At 46.8% G+C, this 12,452-nt stretch carries 5 protein-coding genes and 1 pseudogene; 4 read left to right on the top strand and 2 right to left on the bottom strand.

Translation table 11 applies throughout. From position 1 onward, the window contains the following. Positions 1-60: 60 nt before the first annotated feature. The 4 genes and pseudogenes from MA_RS22555 to MA_RS22540 form a co-directional block, all read left to right on the top strand. Positions 61-804, top strand: a complete 744-nt coding sequence (locus MA_RS22555) for an epoxyqueuosine reductase (RefSeq protein ID WP_011024200.1) — start codon at positions 61-63, stop codon at positions 802-804. A 152-nt stretch (positions 805-956) separates the two neighbouring features. After that, positions 957-1,745 carry an SAM hydrolase/SAM-dependent halogenase family protein gene (locus MA_RS22550; protein WP_011024199.1) on the top strand — a complete coding sequence of 263 codons (789 nt, stop codon included), beginning with the start codon at positions 957-959 and terminating at the stop codon, positions 1,743-1,745. A 109-nt stretch (positions 1,746-1,854) separates the two neighbouring features. Further along, a complete protein-coding gene (locus tag MA_RS22545) occupies positions 1,855-3,369 on the top strand; it encodes a HEAT repeat domain-containing protein (protein ID WP_157860393.1) in 1,515 nt (504 codons plus the stop codon). A gap of 546 nt (positions 3,370-3,915) precedes the next feature. Further along, positions 3,916-4,293, top strand: a pseudogene (locus MA_RS22540) (PQQ-binding-like beta-propeller repeat protein); the annotation flags it as partial. A 941-nt stretch (positions 4,294-5,234) separates the two neighbouring features. On the opposite strand, the gene MA_RS24845 reads toward MA_RS22540, so the two are convergent. Together MA_RS24845 and MA_RS22530 are read right to left on the bottom strand one after the other, a co-directional pair. Then, entirely contained in the window at positions 5,235-10,133 is a 4,899-nt protein-coding gene (locus MA_RS24845) for a PKD domain-containing protein (protein ID WP_011024196.1), read from the bottom strand. A gap of 139 nt (positions 10,134-10,272) precedes the next feature. Further along, the gene (locus MA_RS22530; RefSeq protein WP_011024195.1) at positions 10,273-11,949 is read right to left on the bottom strand and encodes a PQQ-binding-like beta-propeller repeat protein; all 1,677 of its coding nucleotides are present in this window, start codon (positions 11,947-11,949) and stop codon (positions 10,273-10,275) included. Positions 11,950-12,452: the final 503 nt, after the last annotated feature.

The raw sequence follows: 12,452 nt of genomic DNA, 5'->3' as shown, positions 1-12,452 counted from the left end.
ACTATGATTTTAAACCTATTTGATACTTTGTAAAAATGTTAATTTATCGGAGAAACCAGTATGGAGTTCAAAGACAAGATCGAGAGTATTATCAAAGAAGCAGCCGCAAATCCTGGCACTGAAATCCGATATCGTGAACCTCTTGTTGGCTATGCTTCAGCTGACGACCCTATTTTTGATGAAATGAAAGAAATCATAGGTCCTCACCACTTGCATCCGAAAGAGGTCTTTCCCGGGGCAAAAACCGTGGTATCATTTTTCCTGCCGTTTGACAAAAAACTTGTGGAACTGAACTGGCGGTCTCCAGATCCGATAAAGGAATGGATTCAGGCCAAGAGTGAGACCGATAATCTGATAGGGAAAATCAACGAAAAACTGAAGGCTGCGCTGGCAGAAGAAGGTATAGAGGCAGTTGTGCCCGGTGTTGTTTTTGATTATACGAGTAAGGGCTTTGACGTTGCCTGGTCCCACAAGAGCGCTGCTTATGCTGCGGGCCTGGGCACTTTCGGGGTCCACCAGATGCTTATCACGAAAGCCGGGTGTGCAGGTCGCTTTGGGACTCTTCTGATCTCGGCTGAAATTCCTCCTACTCCGCGTCCGACCGAAGAGTTCTGCCGTTATAAAAAGGGAGAAAAATGCCTTGTCTGTGTGGACCGGTGTCCGGCCGGAGCTCTCAGTATAAGAGGTCTTGATAAAGAAAAGTGCTACAGGCAGCTCCGGGAAAACTCAAAAGCTTTCCCCGAACTTAATCAGTTTGCCTGTGGGAAATGTGCAACCGGACCCTGTGCGTTGAGATCTCGCTGAAGCCGCCGGAGTTTAATTTTTCATTTTCAGTTTTTCATGCTTTCTCCACGCTTTCCCATCTTTTTTGATTTTAGACTTTATCCTCCCCAACATCTTAATTTTATTTTTCAATTCTACATAGTGTAAAATAGCAAAAAAGCCGAATATTATTCATGTCCGTAATTTCCCTTACCACTGATTTTGGAGACCTGTATCCTGCATCCATGAAGGCCGTAATCCTTGGAATTAATCCCGAAGTACGGATAGTTGATATCACTCATTCCATCCGGCAGGCAGGAATCAGGGAAGGCGCTTTTGCTCTCTATTCCCTTGTCCCGTATTTCTCGGCTAAAAGCGTACATGTTGGAGTTATCGATCCCGGAGTCGGGACTTCCCGCCGGGCCCTTGCCGTAAAAGCCGGCAGTAAAGGAGAAGAACAATTTTTCGTGGGCCCTGACAACGGGCTCCTGATTCCTGCCGCCCGCAGGCTGGGGGAGATGGAGGTGTATGAGATCACAAATAAGGACTTGATGCTTAAATCGGGGGTTTCGGCAACCTTCCACGGCAGAGATATTTTCGCACCTGTGGGAGCCCGGCTTTCAAAAGGTATGCCAATAGATGTTGTAGGGAATAGAATCTCGGATTTCGTGGATCTCGATTTCGGGAATTTCGGAGTTGACGGTCCTTTTCTTGTGGGGGAAGTCGTTTTTTCGGACGGTTTCGGAAACGTGATCACAAATATCCCGGAAGATGCCGTTCTGAAATTCTGCACCTTTGGCTCGAAGGTCGAGGTAAACGGGCGGAAAGTCTCCTTCGTCCGGACTTACGGTTTCGTCGGGCAGGAAGAGGCACTTGCCCTTATAGGTAGCCATGGCTTTCTCGAAATTGCGATAAATAAGGGGAACGCAGCTCTGCAGTTCGGGCTTAAAAGCGGAGACCAGGTCGTGATTAAGGTCTTATAACTGCCAGTCTTATAACTGGTAGTGTTATTATTTCCAGGATTTAATTATCCGAACTTATCAGGCGGGCGAATATTTTATATAACAATTTGAATACAAATTGCCTGTTCATATGAAATTAGCTGATTTTAAAACGTACAAACTGGAATTATTTTTCTTTTCTATTCTGGTTGTTCTGAGCTACGCTCTTTTTTCCGGGAATGATTCCGGAACCGGGACCGAAAGTATGAATAACTACTTCTGGGTTCCCTCAACGGTGATGCAGTCGATAGCTGCAGTTTACGCCGTGTTTATTGCCATTTTTGCGCTGTCCCTGCAGAGGAACCTGGACAGCATCCATTCTATTGCGAACCGGCTGAAGCCTCCTCTGAAAATCGTTTCTTACACGGCTGTCGGGAGTATATATCTCAACGGGCTGATGCTGATCATTTTCAGTCTGCATTCTCCCTCGGAATTGAAGATAGAGCTCATGCTTTTTACCTCTCTGCTTTCGTTAGTAGCTTCCCTCATCGCCATCGTTTATCTGTCTATGGAGATGTTAAGTGATGTTTCCGGACTGAAAACCTCCTCCGAGAAATTTACCTACCTCACGAACCTCCTCCGGGAGCTTGAGGGTTGGAGCTCTTCAGGGCAAATGGAGCTCAGCCCCGGGGATATGGAACTCTGCGTTCAGGGACTTGAAGACGAAAAACCTGAGGTCCGGATAGCTGCAGCCCAGCTTCTTGGCTGGCTGGGAGATGAACAGGCAGTAGATGCACTCTTGCGAAAACTGGCCGACAAAAATCCCCGGGTCAGGGAAGCTGCAGTTGAAGCTCTAGGCCGGGTAGGAGACGAAAATATTGTAGCTGAACTCATCGGATGCCTGGAAGACAAAAATAAGGGGCTCAGGCTGCAGGCAGTCCGCGCTCTTTCCAGACTTGGGGATGAAAGGGCAGTTGATCCCCTCGTCAAAAAGCTGGAGGACAAAGCCCCCGAAGTCCAGGCCGCTGCAGCCGAGGCTCTCGGAAACCTGAAAAGCCAGGATTCTATGGACGTCCTTCTCAAAAAACTGGAAGAAAGTCCGATGGCTGGCGCTCCCACAGAATTTCAGGTGCAGGTCCTGACAGCTCTCGGGAAAATCGGGGATGAAAAAGCTCTGGCCGCCATCCTCTCCAGATTGGATTCTCCCTACCCGGACATCCGAAAGCATGCTGCTGAAGCCCTTGGAAACCTCAGGGACGAAAAGGCGGTTCCTCATCTGGTCAAAAAACTGGCTGATATCAGCCCTGAAGTCAGAAACGCCTCTGTATACGCCCTTGGAAATCTTGGGGACGAACGGGCGGTTTCCCCTCTCCTCAGGATGCTTGAAGAACCCGACCCGGAACTCAGGATCACTGCCGTATACGCGCTCGGAAACCTCCGAGCTCCGCAGGCGATAAGTCCGCTTATCAATATGCTTGACGACGACAACCCCTGGGTGAGAAAATGCACAGCTGAAGCCCTCGGAAAAATAGGGGATATAAAAGCAACAGATCCCCTTGTTAAAAATCTGGATGATCCTGACTCGAATGTAAGGTGGGCTGCAGCCGAAGCTTTGAGAATGCTGGATAAACGGGACTTAAGGAAAGATTCCAATGGGAATCTCTAAACCGGAAAAAAGTTTTTAAAGCCCTTAATATAGTATTGCAAAATGCTTCAAACAAGAAATCTGGCTTTGAAAATTCAAATAATATAAAATATCCTTGAAAAACGAAGACTTTTATGAAAAACGGTGAAACCTTAAATTGGGAGGATTTGGGGCTCTCATAAAGAGCCCCTACTTTGTTTCCGCTTCGTTCGATTTATTTCAATGCTCAAGGAAGAGTCCAAGAAATCATTTTTCATACGGTGATGTTTCTGGGTTTGTGAAGTTGACATCGATTTTCAATGTCTTCCATATATCTCTTGATGTGGTAGTTATGCTCCGCGCTTTTCAGGCGGAGATAAACTTATATTCTTTAGGAGGTTTTGGAAGACATAAGCTTAACTTTTGCTCCATTATTTAACCGGAGATTACTGTAAGTTAAACTGGACGACATCTTTACTTCCAACCTCTATTTATCTGAGTCACTTGATATAAATATAACAAAAATGGTAACAAGTTTGAACTTTATAGATAACATTGAATTACAATAACTTTTTTAGAGTGTTGATTGTCTACGTTTGCGGAGGGTGCAGAGGCTATACAAACGTGCAAACCTACTGTTTTAATGCGACTACAGGCGAACCTGTCTGGTCAATTCCTTCAAAGACAGCAGATGATGGAGGAATCAGAGGCTGGACCTGTTCGGTAGCTGTCGCCGACAGGCTCGTTTATTCGGGAAGCGAAGATGACGGGTATTTCGGCTACGGAAGCCTCTATTCTCTGGATGCATTCACAGGTGATGTCGTCTGGTATGTTCCCTATGCCGGTTCATCTCCTGCACTAAAAGGCATCAGGGACCCTTTCCTGAACTCTTCGGGTTTCACAGGCTTTTCAGGCATTACCATAAGTGCTGACGATGTCGAGTTCAGCGGCTTTGAAATTCCGGGACCGAAGATTTGAGAAGCGGTATGATCAGGCAGGGAATTTTTTGGTTTGAGGATTTTCGAACCTTTGAAGGAAGCAGAACATGGCTGGACTTTGTTATTTCTGCATTTTATTTTCACGGATTTTTGAGCTTCCAGGATCAGCCGGTTTGAAGTATTTGGCTTTAAAATTCCGGTGATCAAACAGATGATAACAGCATTTAATAATCCGGAAAAATGTTGAATGAAAAACACGGTTCAAATTGAAAATTGAAAATGAGCTTTAAGTAAAAGGTAATTTATACCTTGTCTCGATTTTTGCTGAAGGGCATACCTGACTTTCAGTTCATATAAAACAAATTTCCGAAATCAATCCGTGTAAGAGCGTGTCTTAAAATTCAATTTGATTATACAATTGGGATAGGACTCATGTATTTGGACTAAAAAACGGTAGAATTGAACCGTTAAATGTCTAAAGTTTAAATTTTAACCATGATGTCTAATGCATTTGATATTATGCATCGAGCTAATATGTTAGATATAATTAATTTACTGAGTGACCTTAAGATCAACAATGCGTACTATCCAAATGTAGAAATGATTTGAATTTTAAGACAGCCTCTAAAGAAAAATAAGTGCTTTTTCTATCTAATTTTTTGAAGACCTCCTATATTTTTATGGGGTTGCCGGTTGGCCCGGGCGGTAGAATCTGGCCTCATTTCAAGTTTGTTGAAAAGGCAGATCAGGTTTCGGACCTTTTGAAACGCCGGACCAACAGGATTTTTTAAAGGTTTATTGGAAGTATGTTTAAAAATATTTAGATAGGAGAAAACAGCTCTATTCGGCTGCCTCCTCCAAGAAGGTTATTGTCTCTTTTTTGTTCCCGGAGCCAGCATAATCAGCTGGATACGAGAACTTTTTCTCTATCTTGCCTTCTTTCATTCTTTTTCCCATATTTTCCTTTCCTCAGATCATTCCAAACATCCGCACTACATCATCAAAGTCTATTCTTCCGTTCCCGTTGAAGTCAAAGTACTCCACCGGCATGTTTTCTTCTATCCAGTCCATATTGTGGAAGTACGCCACTATGTCTACAAAACTGAACTCCCCATTTCCGGTGAGGTCTTCATAGAGTCCGTCTCCGTCAAGGTCCTTAGGAGCATATTCCTGATCAGGAAGAGGAGAAAGCAGGGTTACTTCAATTGTCCCTGCCAGGAGAGCTGGTTCGATAGAGTCTCCGGAATCTTCCTCCAGACGTTTAACCCCTATCGAAAGGTTTGCAGATCCTTTCTCCTTTCCAGAAACAGTGAGAGTAGCAAGCACAACATCTGTTGCCCCTTCCTTAACGGCATCTTCCAGGTCAACAGTCTTCATGTAGATAGAAGTCGCTGGCAGGGTAGAGTTCTCAGAAATCAGAGCCCAGGTCGGGTACGCGATATCAACTATTTCGGCAACAACCGGGTCGTCGATAGCAACGGTCAGGTTGTAGCCTGAAAGGCCTGCAGGGAAATTACTGGCAACGATATTTATTTCAGTAGATTCGTTTTCTGAAACTGAGGAACTTTCAGGGTCGAAATAGAGAGTAACGGTTGATCCGGAAGTTTCGGAAACTTCTATGTAATTCGTTTTTAACTCAAAGTCCATCCCGGCAGCATTTTCCACAGTCAGGTTTACGGTGTAATTTCCGGCTGAAACGTATGTGTGAGAGGGGTTCTGCTCAGTTGAGTTTGCTCCATCCCCGAAGTCCCATGCCCAGGCAGTAGGTGAACCTGTGGACTGGTCAGTGAAATTCACAGTGAGAGGAGCAGTCCCGCCAGTTACATCAGCAGTGAAAGCAGCAACCGGTTCCGGTTCTACAGGTGTAGAAGATACAGTGATGTAATCAGTCTTTAGCTCGGAATCACTTCCCCCGGCATTTGAAACCGTAAGGCTAACTGTGTAGTTACCTGCCGATTCATATGTATGCGAGGGGTTCTGCTCGGTAGAGTCCACGTTTCCGTCGTTATCAAAGTCCCAGGAGTAGGACGAAACAATGCCTTCGGACTGGTCGGTGAAGTTGACTGTTAAAGGTGCATTTCCAGCAGTAGGTGTCGCAGTGAAGTTGGCAACCGGAGCTTCAGGTACTGGTTCGCTAACTACAATGTAATCAGTCTTTAGCTCGGAATCACTTCCTCCGGCATTTGAAACCGTAAGGCTAACTGTGTAGTTACCTGCCGATTCATATGTATACGAGGGGTTCTGCTCAATTGAGTCCACAGTTCCATCGTTATCAAAGTCCCACGAATAAGACGAAACAATGCCTTCGGACTGGTCGGTGAAGTTGACTGTTAACGGTTCCAGACCTGATGTCACGTCTGCGGAGAAATTGGCGACAGGTATTTCCGGAAGCACTGTTATATAACCAGCTTTCACATTTGGTGTCCAGCCATCATATGCTACAACCACATCGTAAGTGCCGGGTTCGGTGTAGGTATGGGTGATGTTGAAATTAGGTGAGTAATCATATGTTCCATCACCATCCACATCCCAGGCCCACATGTTCCAGTAATCAGGAGCCAGACCAGAAACGTTTCCCGTGAACTCTACAGTGAGAGGAACGGTTCCTTCAGTCACATTTGCTATGAAATCCGGAGATGGGTAAACTACACTGATATAATCGATCTTAAGCTCGGAGTCGTTTCCCTCTGAGTTGGTGACCGTAAGTTTCACGGAGTATGTGCCTTCACCAGTATAGATGAATTGTGGGTTCTGCTCCGTGGAATCCACGTTACCGTCATTGTTAAAGTCCCATTCCCAGGCAGTAGGCGAGCCGGTTGAGCTTTCTGTGAACTGCACTGCCAGAGGTCCGACCCCTGAAGTAATGTCTGCAGAGAAATTGGCAACCGGAGCTGAAGGTAGTGGTTCACTTACGGATATGTAATCGGTCTTCACCTCGGAATCGCTTCCAGCTGCATTGGCAACCGTAAGGTTGACCGTGTAATTTCCGGCTGAAGTATAGGTATACGAGGGATTCTGCTCGGTAGAGTTGGTACCGTCCCCGAAGTCCCAGAACCAGGAAGTTGGGGAACCTGTAGAGTCATCTGTGAAATTGACTGTCAGGGGTGAGTTTCCGGAAAGCGGAGCTGCATTGAAATCAGCAACGGGAATTTCGGACCCGTTTTGTACTCCTGCCAGCCCGAAAAGGTATCCTTTATCGTTCCCGTAGTACAGCCATCCCCCGACAAGCGCCACACCCTGAAGAGTGTACTGGTTCTTTGAATCTTCCGGCTGGAAATACCATTCTTCGGACGTCATATTAGTGTTAGTTGCATTGTCCTTCAGGCAGTAGAGCCGTGAGTATCTAGCGTTCGTTGTGAAGTATATGTAAACTTCCCCGTCCCCGTCATCGTAAGCTGTGGACACGACTGGTGAGGACTGGATGCCTCCGTTGGTACCTGTGAAGCGCCAGATCACGGAGAGATCTGTGCTGTTCAGGCAGAAAAAGGGAGATGAAGCCTGGAAATTGCCTGAGCCGAGATAAACTCTGCCGTTGTATATCACGGGTGTGGATGTGGACTGGGCATCAAAGGAAGCGCTTTGAACTTTTGAAGAGTCGTTGAAGGTGCCTTCAGGGTTCATTTCGATGCTGATGCAGTATCCGTTCTTGGTGGAGGTAAAGATGCGGTTGCTTTCTTCATCATAAACAAGGGTAGAGCGGATCTCACCTGCGCCAATATTTATCTCGTCAACTAGGGTACCGTTAACCTTATAGAGCGAGGTCAGGTATCCATCATCGCCTCCGAAAACCAGATAATCCCCTACCACGGTTGCGCCTGCCCAGTAGTAGCCTTTGTTACCATTGGTACAGTCCCTGTTCCAGACTTCGGTTCCGTCTTCTGTGTAGCAGTAGTACTTGCCGGCATAGTTGGCAGGAATCCACTGCCCGAAGTATATCCTTCCGTTGTCGTAGACCACGGGGGTGTTCAGCTGATGATAGAGACTGCTGGATGAAGGTTTATTGCTTTCTACAGAGTCGTTCCAGAGCTCAGTTCCGGTCCAGGCGTCAAAGGCAAAGATCCTCGAATCTGCCGTGGGCACGAATATTTTCCCGTTGCCGTATGCAGGGTTCCCGAGCTGGAAACCGGAACAATCGGGTATGGGAGTTTCCCAGTTGAGAGCGCCCGTGGTCCGGTTGATAGCCCTGACATACCCGTCCGTGGAGACCACATAAACGGACCCGTTCACAACCACAGGCACCGTATCGATGCCCGCCATCCCTGTGCCATGGGTATAAACGTCCCACGAGACTTCTTCATCCGGGGCCGTGATGGGTCCACGATCGGATGTCAGACCGGTATTGTGGATATCTTTCTGGAAAGAGGGCCAGTCTTCCCCGGGTTCTGCAGGTATATAAGATTTAGATACAGTTATATAGTCAGGCTTCATCTCGGAATTGCTTCCGCCGGCACTGGTAACTGTTAAGCTGACGGTATAGTTTCCTTCGGCAACATAGGTGTGGACCGGGTTCTGCTCGGTAGAGTCCACGTTTCCGTCGTTATCAAAGTCCCATGCATAGGAAGAGACAGTACCGGTTGATGCATCGGTGAAGTTCACTGTCAGTGGGGCGTTTCCAGAAGTAGGTGTCGCAGTGAAGTTGGCAACCGGATCTTCAGGAAGTGATTCGCTAACTACAATATATGCGTCCTTTACTTCCGAGTCGCTTCCGCCTGCATTGGTCACGGTGAGGTTGACAGTGTAGTTACCGGCTGCATTATAGGTATACGAGGGGTTCTGCTCGGTAGAGTCCACGTTTCCGTCGTTATCAAAGTCCCAGTCCCAGGCTGTAGGTGAACCCGTAGAAAGGTCGGTGAACTGGACTGCCAGAGGCGCATGTCCTGAAAGTGGGACTGCACTGAAGTTAGCTACAGGTGTATCCTGCGGTTCGTTCGGGTGCAGATAGTTTTCGTAGCCTGCTATCAGCGGTGCGTAGTCAGTGCCGAGGCCGTCGGGTAAGGTATAGGGCGTGTCCCCGATGCCGTCGCCGTCAGCGTCGGTGCCTGTGTAGGCAGAGCCCCAGAAGTTGCCCAGGTGACCGGAGTAGGTTGCACCGTTGTAGGTGTAGTCTATCGGTTCGGTGGAGTTCCAGTAGGTAAGTGCCGGGACTGCCGTGCCGGAAGTTGTCGCGGTCACACCGTTGCCAATGAAGTTGTTGAGATATACCTTATTGCCTTCTCCTGCACTATAGAACTCGATACCGGCATAACCATTGGAGGTAAAGTTATTGTATGCGATTATATTCCCGTCAGCCTGAACGCACACGGTGAACCCTGCACCGGAATTATCTGTAAATGTATTATTCAGAATTGAGCTGTTATGACAATAAATGGACATTGCAGAGTACATCCCGGTTGAATTAATGAGACGATTATTCTCAAAAAGACAGTTGTCTGCGCCATCTGTCATCAGGGTGCCATCAGAATAAGTCATCCCATCAAACACACAATCCCTGACGGTATGGTTTGATGTATCTAAACGTATACCGAATTTGCTGTTTACAACTTTAACCCCTTCAACAACACATCCTGTATAAATGGACACTGCAATTCCAGCATTCTTGTTATTGCAATCTATGGTTACAACATCTGCCCCTTCTCCTACCAGCATAGTATTCGATTTATAAAACTGAACAATATCATTACTTTCATTATTATATGTTCCATTGTAAACAAATACTTCGTCTCCGACTGATGTAGCATGTAAGGCAGCATTTATAGTCGTGAAGTCATAGCCGCCATCATCGTCAACATAGTAGGTCGTAGCCGAAGCCGGTATCACTACCAGTACTGCACTCAGCAGTACGATCAGAATATAATTTATTTTCCTCATGTATATACCACCATTGTCTTATCCACCCGCTATTAGCCATACCGCCTGCGGGAGATATGGATCTCATATTTTGTTGACACCGTTACACGCAGGTGGTTTCCCGCGTAAAAGTGTCCAAAAAAAAGAAAAAAGGATTATGTTATGGTGTTACCACCAGTTTGACATAATCCGTTGCGATATGGGATGCTTTACCATCTCTGCTATGCTCACCCTTCTGCACAACCAGTACGGTTACGACTCCTGAATTGATGTAATTGCCCGTGCTGGAGATGATCTCACCGCTCAGGGTAGCATCCGTCCCGATACTGTTGTTGGCCAATTCCTCATATGCTCCGGAATTGGAATTCCAGATGTAAAGGTATGTTCCGTTATTGGAACCGGTGTCATGCCATCCTTTGCCGTTCCATGAAACGTTCAGCTTGCCCGGCGATGTCTCATCAATGCTGAAGTTGAAGCGCTGGGCTGCATATTTTCCTGAAGTTGTCGTAGAATAGTCTTCGTATGAGCCGTCGTCAGCAGTGATGGCGGAACTTGAGGGTATGTTGGTTGTCGGGACAGTACAGTCTGGCGAAGAGTCTATCTCTCCTTCATACGCAAAGTGGTCGGTCCCGGCCCCGATGGTGAAGTCGTACGTCTTCTTTCCAAAGGCGTATACTTTGCCGTCGTCTCCGATGGTGAAGACCATGCCGTCTGCAACGATAGGGGAACAGCCTCCGCCTTCATAGCTCCAGATGATATTGCCGTTGGATGCGTTCAGGGCGTATGTGCCGTCACATCCCATGGCGTAATACGGTGCTCCCCACGGTCCCCATTCGGTAGTGGGCTTTCCTACGAACACCTTACCATCTGCAACAGCAACTGAACAGGTCCAGTCGCCGATCTGGTCCGAAGCCGTGGTGTTCCACATCTTGGTCCCGTTCGGAGCGAAACAGTATGTCATCATATCGCTGTATCCGCGGCATCCTCCGCAAACATAGATGTATCCATTATCATCGATTGCAGGCGTAGAATCCGTCCTCATAATGGACCTGTTCCAGTACTCGGTCCCATTGTCCATGTACAGGGCGTAAAGGTCCCCATCGTCGCCGAAGTTGTAGGTGGTCACGTAAAGGATTCCGCTAGAGGTGTTAAGGCTCGCTGAGCCGCAGCAATCGAGCGGAATATCCTTATGCCATTTCTGTGTGCCGTTGTTCACATACACACAATACACATGACCGTTACCTGAACCGTTGTAGGCATAGCCCCAGCTCGTCAGATAGACTTCGCCGCCATAATAAGCCGGTGTTCCCTGTGCATACCCGCTTACCGTAAAATTCCAGAATTCGTCGGAGGTATCTTCGCCATGGTTATAACCGCTTTCATTGTAGCAATAATAATGATTACCGTCCCAGTCGCTCTGGAAGATCTTTCCATCCGCTGCCATGGGGCCGCCGTTACAGGCGTCCGTTCTTGCGCGATATACGCTTCCGTTGTAGTAACACGGAGATGCCCATGAATCAAGGCCGTTATCGCCGGGTCCATTTACTTTAAGTCCTTCGTTTTTCCCGGTGTACATATTCAGGGCAGTTACATTTTCATTGCCACAGTTGACATAGATCAGACCATCAGCAACCACAAGCGATGAACTCGGCTGTGCACCTATATACTCGCTTATCCATGCTGTAAAGTTCGTATCCGGAGCTGTGGAGTCCGAATATCCGGTATGCTGAGCGTTCATGTGGAACTGTGCCCAGTCAGAACCCAGCGCCGGCTGAGCAGCCGCCATCAGGAGCAAGGTTATAAAAATAAACAATATTTTCAGTGTATATTTATTCATATTTTCATTTCTCCTATTTTGTCATAGGGGTTCAGTCCACCTGCGCGGAAATGTCCGGCCTCCCAAAAATTTGAGAAGCGGTTTGATAGGACTGGAAATTGTTTTTGGTTCAAAGATTTTCGGACCTTTGAAGAAGGCAGGAAACGACTGGATTTTGTTTTTCTGTTTTTTATTCTCAAGGATTTTTGAGATTCTATGATCAGCCGGGTTTGAAATATTTGCTCTGGAAGTTTCCGGTGATCGAACAGAGGATAACGGCATCCAAAAATCCGGAAAAATGCTGAATGAAAAACACGGTTCGAATTGAAAATTAAAAATGAGCCCTTAAGTAAAGATACTTCTATACTCATCTAAATTTTCGCTGAAGGGCATACCTGAGTTTCCAGTTTTAAGGAACAAATTCAGGCATCGAACCGTGTAAAGAAAAACAAGCGCTGTCAGACCTAATATTTTTTATAACCTCCTGTATTTTCATAGGGTTGCCGGTTGGTCTGAGCGGAAGA

This window comes from Methanosarcina acetivorans C2A (genome assembly GCF_000007345.1).
Taxonomy (GTDB): domain Archaea; phylum Halobacteriota; class Methanosarcinia; order Methanosarcinales; family Methanosarcinaceae; genus Methanosarcina; species Methanosarcina acetivorans.
The sequence above is the reverse complement of the archived record's forward strand: the minus strand, read 5'-3'. Positions and strand labels throughout refer to the sequence as shown.